Annotated in this window: 13 protein-coding genes; 7 read left to right on the top strand and 6 right to left on the bottom strand. The window is 65.3% G+C overall.

Features of this window, described 5'->3' with window-relative positions; translation table 11 throughout:
• The first annotated feature begins 3 nt into the window (after positions 1-3).
• Genes imuA through AB4Y82_RS07610 form a run of 3 tightly spaced genes read left to right on the top strand, consistent with a single transcriptional unit; the run spans position 4 to position 5,120 of the window.
• Complete coding sequence (gene imuA, locus AB4Y82_RS07620; RefSeq protein ID WP_441602258.1) at positions 4-627, top strand: translesion DNA synthesis-associated protein ImuA; 624 nt, start codon at positions 4-6, stop codon at positions 625-627.
• Positions 628-633: 6 nt separating this feature from the next.
• Positions 634-2,046 (top strand): Y-family DNA polymerase, encoded by a 1,413-nt coding sequence (locus AB4Y82_RS07615; RefSeq protein WP_441602257.1) that lies wholly within the window; start codon positions 634-636, stop codon positions 2,044-2,046.
• Positions 2,043-5,120, top strand: a complete 3,078-nt coding sequence (locus AB4Y82_RS07610) for an error-prone DNA polymerase (RefSeq protein ID WP_441602256.1) — start codon at positions 2,043-2,045, stop codon at positions 5,118-5,120. Before AB4Y82_RS07615 ends, AB4Y82_RS07610 begins: the two co-directional genes overlap by 4 nt.
• Before the next feature lie 12 nt (positions 5,121-5,132).
• On the opposite strand, the gene AB4Y82_RS07605 is transcribed toward AB4Y82_RS07610, so the two are convergent.
• The 4 genes from AB4Y82_RS07605 to AB4Y82_RS07590 form a co-directional block, all read right to left on the bottom strand.
• Positions 5,133-5,855 (bottom strand): SDR family oxidoreductase, encoded by a 723-nt coding sequence (locus tag AB4Y82_RS07605; RefSeq protein WP_441602255.1) that lies wholly within the window; start codon positions 5,853-5,855, stop codon positions 5,133-5,135.
• 34 nt (positions 5,856-5,889) lie between these two features.
• The gene (locus AB4Y82_RS07600) at positions 5,890-6,486 is read right to left on the bottom strand and encodes a TetR/AcrR family transcriptional regulator (RefSeq protein ID WP_441611203.1); all 597 of its coding nucleotides are present in this window, start codon (positions 6,484-6,486) and stop codon (positions 5,890-5,892) included.
• A gap of 98 nt (positions 6,487-6,584) precedes the next feature.
• Positions 6,585-8,507 (bottom strand): FTR1 family protein, encoded by a 1,923-nt coding sequence (locus AB4Y82_RS07595; protein WP_441602253.1) that lies wholly within the window; start codon positions 8,505-8,507, stop codon positions 6,585-6,587.
• A 91-nt stretch (positions 8,508-8,598) separates the two neighbouring features.
• Complete coding sequence (locus AB4Y82_RS07590; RefSeq protein WP_441602252.1) at positions 8,599-9,018, bottom strand: group III truncated hemoglobin; 420 nt, start codon at positions 9,016-9,018, stop codon at positions 8,599-8,601.
• A gap of 213 nt (positions 9,019-9,231) precedes the next feature.
• Between AB4Y82_RS07590 and AB4Y82_RS07585 the strand changes: the two genes are divergently transcribed.
• Together AB4Y82_RS07585 and AB4Y82_RS07580 are read left to right on the top strand one after the other, a co-directional pair.
• The gene (locus AB4Y82_RS07585; protein WP_441602251.1) at positions 9,232-9,966 is read left to right on the top strand and encodes a DUF4440 domain-containing protein; all 735 of its coding nucleotides are present in this window, start codon (positions 9,232-9,234) and stop codon (positions 9,964-9,966) included.
• Between the two features lie 52 nt (positions 9,967-10,018).
• Positions 10,019-10,453 (top strand): DUF6326 family protein, encoded by a 435-nt coding sequence (locus tag AB4Y82_RS07580; protein ID WP_441602250.1) that lies wholly within the window; start codon positions 10,019-10,021, stop codon positions 10,451-10,453.
• An 18-nt stretch (positions 10,454-10,471) separates the two neighbouring features.
• Here AB4Y82_RS07580 and AB4Y82_RS07575 read toward each other — a convergent pair whose 3' ends face one another.
• Positions 10,472-11,110 carry an HD domain-containing protein gene (locus tag AB4Y82_RS07575; protein WP_441602249.1) on the bottom strand — a complete coding sequence of 213 codons (639 nt, stop codon included), beginning with the start codon at positions 11,108-11,110 and terminating at the stop codon, positions 10,472-10,474.
• A gap of 139 nt (positions 11,111-11,249) precedes the next feature.
• Here AB4Y82_RS07575 and AB4Y82_RS07570 point away from each other — a divergent pair, with 139 nt between their 5' ends.
• Positions 11,250-12,224: a GlxA family transcriptional regulator gene (locus AB4Y82_RS07570; RefSeq protein WP_441602248.1), complete on the top strand. Its 975-nt coding sequence runs from the start codon at positions 11,250-11,252 to the stop codon at positions 12,222-12,224.
• Positions 12,225-12,229: 5 nt separating this feature from the next.
• Here the strand turns inward: AB4Y82_RS07570 and AB4Y82_RS07565 are convergent, their stop codons facing one another.
• Positions 12,230-13,285: a DNA topoisomerase IB gene (locus tag AB4Y82_RS07565; RefSeq protein WP_441602247.1), complete on the bottom strand. Its 1,056-nt coding sequence runs from the start codon at positions 13,283-13,285 to the stop codon at positions 12,230-12,232.
• 56 nt (positions 13,286-13,341) lie between these two features.
• Between AB4Y82_RS07565 and AB4Y82_RS07560 the strand changes: the two genes are divergently transcribed.
• The gene (locus AB4Y82_RS07560) at positions 13,342-13,986 is read left to right on the top strand and encodes a GIY-YIG nuclease family protein (RefSeq protein ID WP_441611202.1); all 645 of its coding nucleotides are present in this window, start codon (positions 13,342-13,344) and stop codon (positions 13,984-13,986) included.
• Positions 13,987-13,991: the final 5 nt, after the last annotated feature.

The following is a 13,991-nucleotide window of genomic DNA, read 5'->3' as shown; positions in this document are numbered from 1 at the left end:
GCCGTGGGTCAGGTCCTTGCGCTCGATACACTCCTGCACAGCCGCCAGGTCTGGCAAGGCCGCGCTGCGCCGCAACCGTCGGGCAGTCAGCCGACCGGCTGGGCGACGCTCGATGCTGCCTTGCCCAGCGGCGGCTGGCCCGAGCACGCGATGACCGAAATCCTGCTGCCCGCCGATGGCGTGGGTGAGCTGCATTTGTTGTTGCCTACGCTGGCGCGCCTCACCCGCGAAGGGCGTCCGGTGATGGTGATCTCGCCGCCGTACGTGCCTTATGTGGCGGGCTGGGAAGCGCGCGGCGTGGTGATGTCGAACGTAGACATCGTGCATGCGGACGAACGCGATGTGCTGTGGGCGGCCGAACAATGCCTGCGCTCGGCCAGTTGCGCCGCCGTGCTGGCGTGGCCGGTGCACGCTGATGATCGTGCCCTGCGTCGATTGCAGGTGGCGGCCGATACCGGCAAGGCGCTGGCCTTTCTGTTCCGCGATCGCCGCCATGCCGTGCAGGCGTCGCCCGCGGCATTGCGATTGGAACTGGAAAGCACGCCCAGCTGGCAGATACGCGTGCGCAAATGCCGTGGCGGCAATCCGCCGGCACAGGCGGTATCGCTAGCTTCCGGCTGGTCGTGACGCGCCATGCTCTGGGCTTGCATCTTGCTGCCGCAACTGGCGCTGGACGGTGTCCTCCGGCGACGGCCGCCGTCGGACGAACCGCTGGTGTTGGTAAGCGGTCCCGCGCAGGCTCGCATCGTCCATGCGGCCAATGCGAGCGCGCGCGCGGCGGGCATTTATCGCGGGCAACGGCTCACCGCGGCGCAAGCCTTGTTGCAGCAGTTCGCGATGGTCGAGCACGACCCGGAAGACGAAGCGCGCTGGCATCGCCTGCTCGCTGCCTGGGCGTATCGCTATAGCGCCGAGGTGGGGCTGTACGCGCACGCCGTGGTGCTGGAGGTGAGTCGCAGCCTCAACCTGTTCGGGCCATGGCCGCGTTTTGAATCGCTGCTGCGGGACGATCTGCAGGGACTGGCTTTCCGTCATCGCATCGCGCTCGCACCGACACCGCATGCGGCCTATGTGCTGGCCGGCGTGCACGACGGGCTGGCGGTGATGTCGCCGGAGATCCTGCGCGAGGCGCTGGCGCCCGTGCCGATTGCGCGTGCGCGCCTGCCGGCCGATGCCGCGCAGGGTTTGCCGTCGATGGGCATCCGCACCCTGGGCCAAGTCTTGAAGCTGCCGCGCGCAGGCCTGCAACGCCGCTTCGGCGCCGAGCTGGTGGCGCAGCTCGATCGCCTCACCGGCGACGAACCCACGCCGATGGACAGCTACCGTCCGCCCGATGCGTTCGAACAGCGCATGGAGTGGACGCACGAAATCGAGCACGTCGAGGCGCTGGTGTTTCCGCTGCGCCGTCTCACCGGCGACCTGGCGGCGTATCTCGCCGGTCGCGATGGTGGCGTGCAGCGATTCGAACTGGAACTGGAACATCGCAGCGGTCTGCCCACCTGCGTGACGGTGGGCATGCTGGCCGCCGCGCGCGATGCCACGCTGTTGTTCGACTGCGCGCGCGGACGGCTCGAACGCCTGGAATTGCACCAGCCGGTGTTGGCGATGCGGCTGGTGGCGCGCGACCTGCCGCCGTTCGTGCCGGCCGGCCGTGACCTGTTCGATACGCGGCCCACGCATGCGGTGCCGCTGGATCAGTTGCGCGAACGCCTGCGTGCACGCCTGGGCGAGCAGGCCATCCAGCATCTGCACCGCACGGTGGATCCACGCCCGGAGCGGGCGCAGTCCGATACCGCGCATGTGAAAGCGGCCACCACGCCGGAAACCTTGCCGCGCCCGACCTGGCTGCTGGCCTCGCCATGCCCGCTGCGTGGCCCGGCGCCGGAGGTGCTCGCCGGCCCCGAGCGCATCGAAACCGGCTGGTGGGATGGTGGCGACATCCGGCGCGATTACTACGTGGTGCGCACCTCGCAGGGACAGTGTGCGTGGGTGTATTGCGCGCCGGGCGAGCAGGGCAACTGGATGTTGCATGGCTGGTTCGCATGAACGACTACGCCGAACTGCATTGCCTGTCCAACTTCTCGTTCCAGCGTGGCGCGTCGAGTGCGCGCGAGTTGTTCGAGCGGGCCAAGGCCTGCGGTTATCGCGCGCTGACGATCACCGACGAATGTTCGCTCGCAGGCATCGTGCGCGCCTACGAGGCCTCGCGCGATACCGGGCTGCCGCTGATCGTCGGCGCCGAGTTCCAGATCGAGCACGGCCCGAAGCTGGTGCTGTTGTGCGAGAACCTGCAGGGCTATACCTCGCTGTGTGCGCTGATCACGCGCGGTCGGCGCGTGGCGGAGAAGGGCACGTATCGTGTAACGCGCGACGACTTTGCCGACGGCCTGCCCGGCACACTGGCCTTGTGGTTGCCGCAGGCCGAGCTGCAGCAGGCGCATGGTGAGTGGCTGCGCTCGTTGTTCGAGGGGCGATTGTGGCTGGCGGTCGAGCTGCATCGCGGCCCCGACGACGACCGCCGTTTCGCCCGGCTGCAGATGCTGGCCGATGCACTGCAGCTGCCGATGGTGGCCGCGGGCGACGTACACATGCATATACGCCGCCGCCGTGCCTTGCAGGATGTGATGACGGCGATCCGCCACCATCGCACCGTGGCCGATGCCGGCGACCTGTTGTTTCCCAATGGCGAGCGACATCTGCGAACGCGTGCGGCCTTGTCTGCGATCTATCCCGACGAACTGATGGCCGAAAGCGTACGCATCGCCGAACGCTGCCAGTTCGTGATGACCGACCTGAGCTATCGCTATCCCGCCGAACTGGTGCCGGAAGGGCATACGCCGACCACGTGGCTGCGCCAGCTCACCGAAGAAGGCGTGCGCTGGCGCTGGCCGCAGGGCGAGCCATCCAAGGTGAGAGAGCAGATCGAGTACGAGCTGAAGCTGGTCGAGCAGCTCAAGTACGAGTCGTACTTCCTGACCGTGCAGGAGATCGTGAGCTTCGCGCGCGGCAAGGACATCCTGTGCCAGGGCCGCGGTTCGGCCGCCAATTCGGCGGTTTGCTACGCGCTGGGCGTGACGGCGGTGGATCCGGCCACGACCACGCTGCTGGTCGAGCGTTTTATTTCCGCCGAACGCAACGAGCCGCCGGATATCGATATCGACTTCGAGCACGAGCGGCGCGAAGAAGTCATCCAGCATATCTACGAGAAATACGGCCGCGAGCGTGCCGCGCTGGCCGCCACCGTGATCTGCTATCGAGGCCGCAGCGCGGTACGCGATGTGGCACGCGTGCTCGGCCTGCCATCGGATCAGATCGACCTGTTGTCGCGCACCTTCGCCTGGCAGGACGGCGACGATCCGCTGGACGGCCGCCTGCGCGAACGCGGCTTCGATCCGGATAGTCCCGTGTTGCGGCGGGTGATGGCGCTCACCGAAGAGCTGATGGATTTTCCGCGCCACCTGTCCCAGCACGTGGGTGGCTTTGTCATTTCCGACCAGCCGCTATCGCATCTGGTGCCGGTGGAAAATGCCTCGATGCCCGACCGCACCATCATCCAGTGGGACAAGGATGATCTGGACACCATGCGCCTGCTCAAGGTCGATTGCCTGGCGCTGGGTATGCTCACCTGTATCCGGAAATGTCTCGATCTATTGAAGGGTCATCACGGCCGCGTGGAAACGCTGGCATCGATTCCGCCGGATGATCCGCCTACCTATGAACTGATCCAGCGCGCCGACACCATCGGCGTGTTCCAGATCGAATCGCGCGCGCAGATGGCGATGCTGCCGCGGCATCGGCCGGAGAATTTCTACGACCTGGTGATCCAGGTGGCGATCGTGCGGCCGGGTCCGATCCAGGGCGACATGGTGCATCCGTATCTGCGCCGCAAGCGTGGCGAGGAGCCGATCACTTATCCGTCGGAAGCCTTGAAGGATGTGTTCGAGCGCACGCTCGGCGTGCCCTTGTTCCAGGAGCAGGTGATGAAGCTGGCGATCGTCGCGGCGGAATACTCGCCCGGCGAGGCCGACCAGTTGCGTCGTTCGATGGCGGCATGGCGACGCAACGGCGATATGGAGATCCATCGCCAGAAACTGATGGCCGGCATGCTGAAGAACGGTTTCACGCCGGATTTTGCCGCGCGCCTGTTCGAGCAGATCAAGGGTTTTGGCTCCTACGGTTTTCCCGAAAGCCATGCGGCCAGCTTTGCACTATTGGTGTATGCCAGCTGCTGGCTCAAATGCCATTACCGCGCGGCTTTCATGTGCGCCTTGCTTAACGCGCAGCCGATGGGTTTCTACGGTCCGAGCCAGATCGTGCAGGACACCCAGCGCCATGGCATCAAGGTGCGGCCGGTGGATGTGCGCCACAGCGACTGGGACAACACGCTCGAAGCCGACGACGCCTCGCGCGGCGGCTACGCCTTGCGGCTCGGCCTGCGGCAAGTGCGCGGCTGCCGCGAGGAGGTGATGACGCAACTGATGGCGGCGCGTGCACGCCGGCCGTTCGAAGACGTGGCCGACCTGTGTGCGCGCGCCGGACTCAATAAGCAACAGCAGGATGCGCTGGCCGAGGCGGATGCATTACGCGGCCTGGCCGGCCATCGTCATCGTGCGCGCTGGGCCATGGCGGGCATCGAGGCGCAGCTGCCCTTGTTCGGCAACACCAGTCCGGTGGAAGAAGAGGTCGTGCTGCCGCCACCATCGCAAGGTGAAAGCACGCTGGCCGATTACGCGCGCATGGGGCTCAGTCTGGGGCCGCATCCGCTGCAGCAGATCCGTGCGCGCCTGCGCGCGGCGCGCTGCCTGGATTCGAAGAGCCTGCACCTGCGTCCGCATGCCAGCAAAGTGCGCGCGGCCGGGCTGGTGACGCAGCGCCAGCGTCCGCAGACGGCCAGTGGCGTCACCTTCATCACCATGGAAGACGAGTTCGGACCCATCAACGTGGTGGTGTGGAGTCACGTGGCCGAACGTCAGCGCCGCATCTTTCTCGAGTCGCGCCTGCTGGGCGTGGATGGGCGCTGGGAACACGCGGACGGCGTAAGCCATCTCATCGCCGATCGACTCATCGACCTGAGCGAGTTGCTGGGTTCGCTGGACAGCCGTTCGCGCGATTTCCACTGATCCGTTGCACGATCAGGCGGCGGAGCGACCGATCGATGCGCCGCCATCGACATACAACGTCTGCCCGGTGATAAAGCTGGCGCCATCAGACAGCAGGAACTCCACGGTCGCCGCCAATTCGTCCGGCTTGCCCAGGCGCTTCATCGGCACCACCGAGAGAAAGCGTTGCTCGGCTTCGCTGCCTTCGGGCGTGTTCGCGCGGAACAGTTCCGTTTCCGTCGGACCCGGCGCCACTGCATTCACGGTGATGCCGCTTTCCGCGAGCTCCAGGCCCCAGGTGCGGGTGAAACTGTTCACCGCAGCCTTGGCGGCTGCATACGACGTGCGATTCGCATAACCCAGCGCGACGAAGCTGGTGATATTCACCACGCGGCCCCAGCCCTTGGCACGCATCTGCGGCAGCAGCGCCTGCACGGTCTGGATGGTGGGCACGAGGTTGACGCGCAGGATGTCGTCGAGATCGTTGAGGTCTACCTCGTCGATTGGCGCCACACGCACATAGCCGACGTTGTTGACCACGCCGTCGAAGGAATATTGCTCGACCAGCGCCTTGAGCGCCTTGGCGGTGGCTGCGCGGTCGCCAAGATCGACGGACACCAGGGTGCCCGGGAAGTCCGGCTCGTCGATGTTACGCGCCAGGCCGACGACGTGATGTCCTGCGTTGGCGAGACGTTGGGAAATAGCGCGGCCGATGCCCTTGGTGGCGCCGGTGATGAGGAAAGTGCGGGGTGACATGAGGGGTAGTTCCAGAGGGGAGTGGGGATGTTGTTCAGCGGTGTTTCGCGATGCCGGCGGCTTTCAGCGCCGTGGCTATGGCAGCCGTCATCGTGGTGCGATCGGGATCGACGCGGGCCATCACGCGCAGGCCGAGCATGACGGTCAGGAGATGCGCGGAAGCTTCCGCTGCGGAAACGGATGAGGGCACTTCACCGCTGCGGCGGGCGGCCAGCAGGCAGCGACGGAAAAAGGCGCGGATGGCGTCGATTTCGGCAGCAATCGCAGCGCGCAGTTCGGGCGCTTCGGGCGTGGCCTCCAGCGCCGAGTTCACCAGGAAACAGCCGCGCTGCTGCTTATCGGACAGCGAGCGCTCGATCACTTCATGGAAGAACGCGGCGATCGCCTCGCTGGGTGCCAGAGTCTTCTCCAGGCGGTCGATGCGCTCGCGGAGCGTTGCATCCAGGTAGTGCTCCAAGGCCCGTTGAAACAGCGCCTGCTTGTCGCCGAACGCGTTGTACAGGCTGGTTACCGTCAAGCCGGTGCGCTGTGCCAGGTCGCGCGTAGTGGTGGCCTCATAGCCACGCGCCCAGAAAGCCTCGGCAACGGCTTCCAGGGTCTTCTGTTCGTCAAATTCGCGTGGGCGGGCCATAACGCACCTTCGTTCTGTATCGATCGAGACAATAATATGTATCGACCGATACAGAATTCAAGTGCCGCCCCCGCAAGAGGCGCCCAAGGGCGGCGGCGTCAGGCGGCGTTGGCGCGCCAGCGGTTGTAGGTGAAGCCGATGGCCAGCATCAAGGCCACGGCCAGCTGCGCCAGCAGCGACTGCCAGGTGGGATAGATGCCCAGCAGGTCGATGGACGGCACCGGGGCCACAGTGACGGCGGTCCATCCCGCTTCCTGCAGTGCCGCCACACCCTTGCCGGTCAGCACGATCGCCAGTACGGCGATCACCAGCGAACTCACCGAGAAGAACAGGCCCAGCGGCAGGCGCTGGCTGGTGCGCAGCAAAACCCAGGCGATGAAGCCCAGGATGATGGCGCCCACCACGATGCCAGCAAGCAACCACTGTCCCTGGCCTTCGTTCCACAGTGCCGTGTAGAACAGGATGGTTTCGAAGACTTCGCGATAGACCGAGATAAAGGTCAGGCCGAACACGAACCACGCTGAGCGACGATCGAGCGCCGTGGCCATCTTCGCCTTCAGATAAGACTGCCAGCGGCCGCCGATGCTCTTCTGGTGCATCCACAAGCCAACCGCAAGCAGCACGCCCGCGGCAAACAACGACGACAGGCCTTCGGTGAGCTCGCGGCTGGCGCCACTGATCGAGATGAAATAGCTCGCCACCGCCCAGGTGGCAGCGCCTGCCAGCAGCGCGAGCAGCCAGCCCGCGTGCACATAGCGGGTGGCGTCGTGCCGATCGGCCTTGCGCAGGAAGGCCAGCAGCGCCACGACCACAAGCAAGGCTTCCAGCCCCTCGCGGACCAGGATGGTGAGCGCGCCGATGAAGGTCGTCATCGGGCTGGCCGTGCCTTCCATCAGCAGCGACTGCGCTTGCGCAAGCAGTTGGTCCACCGCGTGCGCCTGCGTGGTCACCGCATCGCCTGCCGCGGACTGCGACAGCGAGGTGCGATAGGCGCCCATGGCGGTTTCGATGCGTGCGCGCAACGCTGCATCGCGTGTATCCAGTCGCGCCTCCATGGGTTCGACGCCATCGAGATAAGCCGAGAGCGCGAGCTGTCGCGCTTCTTCAGGCTTGCCTCTGCGATACGCCTCTACGCTGTCGGCGACGCGAGTGCGCGCCAGTGGAATCCCGGCCAGGGCCTCGTGCACGGCCTCGGGATGCGCGCGCAAGTAGCCGACGATGAGGCGTGCCTGGCTTGGTCCGATCAGGTCGGAAAGGCCGGAAACGCGTGCGCGCGCCAGTTCGCTGGGCGATGCGATGGCGCCGCGGGCTTGTTGATCCTTGCGCCATGCCTGTTCGCCTTGCGCGCTCGCCTCGGGATAGGCGAGGGTGCCGACGAAATAGGCAAGCGACCAGCGGTCGTCGCTGGAGAGCGTCTGTGCGTAGCTGGCCATCGGCGTGCCGGCGACGCCCTGGGTGATCACTTCATAGAGCGACAAGGCACTGCGTTGATCGGCGCGCGATGCGTCGGTGAAATCGATGGGCCGCGGTGACAGCTGCAGTCCCGCCGGACCATCGCCATGTCCACTCGCGCCGTGGCAGAGAGCACACTGCGTCTGATAGAGCGCCGCTCCGCGCGCAAGCTCCGGTGCCTTGGTCGGTGCGGTGGGAATGGGATAGGCCTGCAGCAAGGTGTCGGTCAGCGCGTGCGCCTGATGGGCGACCTCGGACTCCGGTGCCTTGGCGTCGATCAGCTCCACCAGCTTGTCGGCTTGTTCGCGCAGGACGGGCGAGGCGGAGCTGGGCGGCAATGCGGTCACGCGATCGCGCGCATGGCGCGCGAACTCGCGCATCTCGTCGTATTCCGACGCGCTTACCACCTCGCCATGTTTGACCGCGCCCGCGTAATCCGCGGCGAGGTAATCGAGCATTTGCCAGGTCTGCGGCACGCTGGCCGCGGGATCGTTGGCGTCCGCCTGGGCGTGGGCGGGCGGCGAGGCCAGGCCCAGCAGGAGGATCAGGAACGGGAGTGCGCGCAGCACATCACAAATGCGATTGATTCTCATCTGTGCAGTGTACTCTGACTCAGCGCCGTTGCGTCGTTCGTGCCGGCAAACGCGGCGTTCGGTTGCGTCAGGAGATGATGTGCAAGGGACCCAGCACCCGCGAGGGGTGGTCGACCGACAAGCGTCCGTGACCCAGGCCCATGCTGAGGCCCTGCGCCACGCGTTCGGCGGTGCCGATGAACAGCTCGGCCGCCGGCGTGTCGAAGACCTCGCGCGCGGTTTCCCGCCACAACGCCAGCCAGCGATGAAACAGGTGCTGCGGGAACGCGGGCAGGGCGCGATGCACGCCCATCGGGTTGCCGTGATAACGCCCCGAGCGCAACACCAGGGACGACCAGAAGTCGCGCAACAGCACTTTGTGCGCCGGCCAGTCGTGGACGGCCGCGTTGAACACGGGGCCCAGCTCGGCGTCCGCGCGCACCTTGTCGTAGAAGCGGTCGATCAGGGTGGCAATGCCGATGTCGTTGGCAGCGGGAAAAAGTGCCATGAGATGAAATCCATGCTGCGGAGCCTGCCTGCCTTGGGGACGGCGCGGAGCTCCATGATCGGGCTGATTCTGGTCGTCTTTGCCACACCGGTCGATGGATCGATTGCCGCATGCGTCGCACGCGGCCCTGGACCGTGGGGCATCCAATGACTTAAAGCACGGGTGTGGCATGGCGGCCGAGCGCATGCTTCACGGCATCGCCGGAGGGATGCCATGTTCAAGCGATCCATCGTATCGGGACTGATTGCCGCAGCGACCATCGTGCCGCTGCACGCGGCCGAAGCGCCGACCGCCTTGCGCGACGAGCTGGTGCAGACCACGCAGAAGCTGATGGACGCGCTACCCACAGGCGACAAAACCATCTGGGAAAAGGCGGTCACCGACGATGCGGTGATGATCGACGAGTTTGGCCGCGTCGCCAGCAAGGCCGAAACCATCGCCTCGCTGCACCCCTTTCCCGCCGGCATCACCGGCAGCATGGAGATGCGCGATCCGCACGCCTGGGTGCATGGCGACAGCGCCTTGCTCAGCGTGGAGCAGTACGAGCGCGAAACGTATTTCGGGCAAAGCTTCGTCGTGCGCTATCGCGCCCTGCTCACCTTCGTGAAGCAGGGCGGCGAGTGGAAGGTGGCCGGCTTCGAGGATGTGACCATTCCCACCGCGCCGCCGAAGATCGACGTGCCGGGTCTTGTGCTGAATGATTACGCGGGCACCTATCGTTTCGCGCCGAATCGCGCATGGACGGTCTCGGTGGATCATGGCGTGCTCAGCTATGTCACGCGCGCAGGCGGGCCGGCCAATACCTTGCAGCCGGTGGCGAAGGACGTATTCATGGGCACGGATGACGAACGCAACCTGCTGGTGTTCCAGCGCGATGCCAACGGAAAAATCACCGCGCTGATCGAGCGACGCAAGTTCAACGATCTGCGCCTCAACAGGGAAGGCTGAGCGCGTCCCATCGGCGCACACTCCATTGACTCATCGCACGCAAGGAGCAGACGTGAATTCGCAACCAAGCGCCAAGGCGCCGCTCGAAGACCTGAAGGTGCCGGTCAAGCTGAAGCTCGCCGGGCTGTGGACGAGCCTCATGTTCCTTTACATCTACGTCGATTACTTCGGCCTCTACCAGCCCGGCAATCTGCAGGACATGCTGAAGGGAAACATGGGGCCGCTCGGTCCCACCACGCAGGGCGTTCTGCTGGGTACGTCACTGCTCATGGCCGTACCCAGCCTGATGATTTTTCTTTCGCTGGTGATGAAGCCGATGTTGAGTCGCGTGCTCAATATCTTCCTGGGCCTGGTCTACGCCATCATCATGCTCGTCACCATGCCGGGTGCCTGGACGTTCTACCTGGTGATGGGCGCCATCGAGATCGCGCTGTCCCTGCTTATCGTCTGGCATGCCTGGACGTGGCCCCGCCTGGCTACGGGTTGAACGATCGACGGCGAAGCCTCAGCCCGGCCAAGCCGAATGGAGGATGACGCTGCAGAAGTTGCCGCGATGGAAGTGCGGCTCCTTCAGGGCCATCACGTCGGCTTTGACATTGCCGAAGGTCGTGTCGGGCTTGTGGCGTATGCCCTGGTAGAACGCCTCGATGATGTCCTGCTTGAACTGCGCGCTGCGGGGATGCGCTTCCACCACGGTGGCGCGATCGCCAGCGGCGACATTCGAAAAGCCCAGTCCGAGCACATCCATTTCCACGCCGGCGGTGAGCAGGGCGATTTCCGGGCGCATGAATTCGGGAATGCCCGGCGTGGTGTGCAGCGCGATCGAGGTCCACACCAGTTCGATGCTCTGCTGGGGAATGCCGTGACGGCGCAGGAAGTCCGCGGCCGCGCTGGCGCCATCCACTTCGAATCGATGGTCCGGGCTGCTATGGGCGGGCATCAGTCCCATGTCGTGGAACATCGCGCCGATGTAGAGCAGTTCGGGATCGAAGCTGAGCTGCTTCTGGCGGCCGGTAAGCGCGCCGAACAGAAACACGCGGCGCGAATGGTGGTACAGCAGATCGGTTTCGGTATCGCGTACCAGGTCGGTGACTTCCCTGGCGAGCTGGCTGTCCGGAATGGCAACACCTGCAATCGTGGTCATGATGGATGCTCCGTGGTGGCCGGCATACGGCATGCCGCCTTCGCAGCCATTGGAACGCGAAATCCATCCGTCATGATTTGACTCAAAGCATCAAATCATGCCATTTTGTGGCCAGGACGGACGCGTGCCGGAGGCGCCCATGATCCGCACCATCGCCATCCTTGCCTTTCCCGGCGCGCAGCTGCTGGATGTATCCGGGCCGCTTGACGTATTTGCCGAAGCGAATCGACGCCTTGGCAAGACGGTTTATCAGCTGCGGGTGGTGGGCACGTCCGCGCGTGCGATCGAAAGCTCGTCCGGCGTGCGGCTGATGCCCGACCTGACCCTGCGAGATGCGCTCCCGCGCTTCGATACGGTGCTCGTGGCCGGCGCACCCGGCATGGCCCATGCGCCGACTCATCTCAATGCACTGGATTGGTTGCGGCGCGCAGCGAAGCGCAGTCGACGCTATGGGTCCGTGTGCAACGGTGCCTTGGTGCTGGCGGCCAGCGGCCTGATCGAGGGGCGTCGAATCACCACCCATTGGGGCGTGGTCGACGTGATGCGCGAGCGCTATCCGCAGATCCAGGTCGAACCCGATGCGCTTTATCTGCGCGATGGTCCGGTATGCACCGCCGCTGGCGTGACCGCGGGCATGGATCTCGCGCTCGCCCTGGTCGAGGAGGATCTCGGCCGCGAGGTGGCGATGCAGGTGGCCAGTGAGCTGGTGATGTTCTTCAAGCGTCCCGGCGGGCAACTGCAGTTCAGTCGTCATGGCGAAGCCGAGCTGGCGGGACATGCCGCCATCCAGGAGCTGCAGCGCTGGATTGGCGCCCATCCCGGCGAGGACCACTCGGTGGCGGCATTGGCGCAGCGTGCGGGCTTGAGTCCACGTCATTTCGCGCGCGTGTTCCATCAGGAAGTGGGCGTGCCGCCTGCGGAGTACGTGGAACAGGTGCGGGTGGAAGCGGCACGTCGACTGCTCGAACTGGGACAGGAACCGCCCAAGCGCGTGGCCAGCTTGTGCGGCTACGCGGATGCCAATGGGCTGCGCCGGGCCTTCATGCGTCAAGTTGGCGTGACGCCGGCGGACTATCGGCGCATGCATCGACCGGCTGCCGTCACTGAGGAGTGAACGACTCAGCGACTGCGCGAACGATATTTCAGAAAGCGCAGCGTGGCGCTTTCCAGCTTTCTCGGTTGATGCGCCACTGACGCAGGTACCAGGCGCTGCAGACTGCCATCCTTCCATCCCTCGAACGCCTTGGGGTGGATATACGACGTGCGGCAGACCTTGGGCGTGTTGCGCAGCGCGTCGGCCACCTCACGGACGACCAGGTTGATCGCTTCCTGCAGCTCGCGCTCGCTGGCGTCGGCCGGCATGGGCTGCTCGGCAAGCAGGCCGATCGCCATCACCGTACCGGCCCAGGTGCGAAAATCCTTGGCGGTGAAATCGCCGCCGCTGGCCTCGTGCAGGTAGTCGTTGACCATGCCCGAGTCGACGGCATGGCGCTTGCCGTCATCGTCGACGTATTGAAACAGGCGCTGTCCCGGCAGCTGCTGGACGCGTCGCAACAGGCGAGCCAGGCGTTTATTGCTGAGCGTCACGTCGCTCTGCTGTCCGCTTTTGGCGCGAAAAATAAGGTGCAGCTTGCCGGCTTCCGTGCGCAGGTGGCGCGAGCGCAACGTGGTGAGGCCGTAACTGCCGTTGTCCGTGGCATAGGCCTCGTTGCCCACGCGGATCAGCGTTTCATCCAGTAGCCGCACCAGCAGCGCCAACACTTTTTGCTTGGGCCAGCCGGGCAACGCGAGATCGAGACGAACGCGTCGCCGAATGCGCGGCAGTGCAGCCCCGAATTCGGCCATATGCGAAAACTTGCCGCCATCGCGCACGCGTCGCCAGCGTGCGTGGTAGCGATACTGCTTGCGACCCTTGGCATCGCGCCCGGTGGCCTGAAGGTGGCCGCGCGGGTTGGGGCTGATCCAGACATCGACATAGGCCGGCGGAATGGCGAGCAGGCGGATGCGATCGAGCACGCGTGCCTGGGTGACCCGATGCCCGCGGGCGTCGAGATAGACGAATCCCTTGCCCTGGCGACGACGACGCAGGCCGGGTTCGTCGCCGCGCATATAGACCAGGCCTTCGGACGCGGCATCGCGTTCGGGTCGGGTGGCTGCCTGTTGGGTCGCGGTCATGCGGCGAGGCTTTCACGGGCTGCGTGAATCGCCTGATTGGCTTTTGTGACCGGGGCATGGGCTTCGACTCGGGCGATGCCTGTGTAACCATCGTGCGCATGGATGAATTTGTCATGCCCAGGACGCTCAGCAAGGGGCGTACCTTCGTCTACCTGCTGCCATGGCGGGAGCAGGACCTGGTGAAAGTCGGCTACTCACGGCAGCCGCTGGTGCGCATGCGCAACCTGCATCGACGGTTTTTCGACGTATTCGATCTGGATCGCGGCTTGCTGCTGGAAACTGAACGGCTCGCCCAGGCGCGCCAGGTGGAGCGAAGCATCCTGTTGCGGCATGCCGAACAGCGTTCGCCGGCGCCGCTGGTCATACCCGATGCGGCAGCCGGTTACAGCGAATGGCTGCGCGGCGTCTGTCCCGAAGTGACTGCCGAGTTGCAGGAGGTGTCGGTCCGCGACGACCTGCCATTGCACACGCTCAAGGACTGGCTGCAACGGTGGTTCCAGAGCCAGGGCGACGGTCTCTACGAGTGGTCGCTGCGGATGCTGGAGGCCATCGAGTACGAGGCCTTCAATGTGCCGCGCGAACTTCAACGGGGCGAGGCGGCCCGTTCGCTGGCTTATGTGATGGATGCCTGCGAGGCGGTCGACGTGCCGCTGGCGGGGCTCTTTCCGGACACGGTGCTGGCGTGGCGAAGGCAGTTTTAGGCAAG

The organism is Dyella sp. 2YAF14, from assembly GCF_052114725.1.
In the GTDB taxonomy this organism is placed as follows: domain Bacteria; phylum Pseudomonadota; class Gammaproteobacteria; order Xanthomonadales; family Rhodanobacteraceae; genus Dyella.
The sequence above is the reverse complement of the archived record's forward strand: the minus strand, read 5'-3'. Positions and strand labels throughout refer to the sequence as shown.

Excerpts from the sequence above, each read along its gene's own strand:
- AB4Y82_RS07615 (WP_441602257.1), top strand. The coding sequence starts at position 634 with ATGCTCTGGGCTTGCATCTTGCTGCCGCAACTGGCGCTGGACGGTGTC.
- AB4Y82_RS07610 (WP_441602256.1), top strand. The coding sequence starts at position 2,043 with ATGAACGACTACGCCGAACTGCATTGCCTGTCCAACTTCTCGTTCCAG.
- AB4Y82_RS07605 (WP_441602255.1), bottom strand. The coding sequence starts at position 5,855 with ATGTCACCCCGCACTTTCCTCATCACCGGCGCCACCAAGGGCATCGGC.
- AB4Y82_RS07600 (WP_441611203.1), bottom strand. The coding sequence starts at position 6,486 with ATGGCCCGCCCACGCGAATTTGACGAACAGAAGACCCTGGAAGCCGTT.
- AB4Y82_RS07590 (WP_441602252.1), bottom strand. The coding sequence starts at position 9,018 with ATGGCACTTTTTCCCGCTGCCAACGACATCGGCATTGCCACCCTGATC.
- AB4Y82_RS07585 (WP_441602251.1), top strand. The coding sequence starts at position 9,232 with ATGTTCAAGCGATCCATCGTATCGGGACTGATTGCCGCAGCGACCATC.
- AB4Y82_RS07575 (WP_441602249.1), bottom strand. The coding sequence starts at position 11,110 with ATGACCACGATTGCAGGTGTTGCCATTCCGGACAGCCAGCTCGCCAGG.
- AB4Y82_RS07570 (WP_441602248.1), top strand. The coding sequence starts at position 11,250 with ATGATCCGCACCATCGCCATCCTTGCCTTTCCCGGCGCGCAGCTGCTG.
- AB4Y82_RS07565 (WP_441602247.1), bottom strand. The coding sequence starts at position 13,285 with ATGACCGCGACCCAACAGGCAGCCACCCGACCCGAACGCGATGCCGCG.
- AB4Y82_RS07560 (WP_441611202.1), top strand. The coding sequence starts at position 13,342 with ATGGGCTTCGACTCGGGCGATGCCTGTGTAACCATCGTGCGCATGGAT.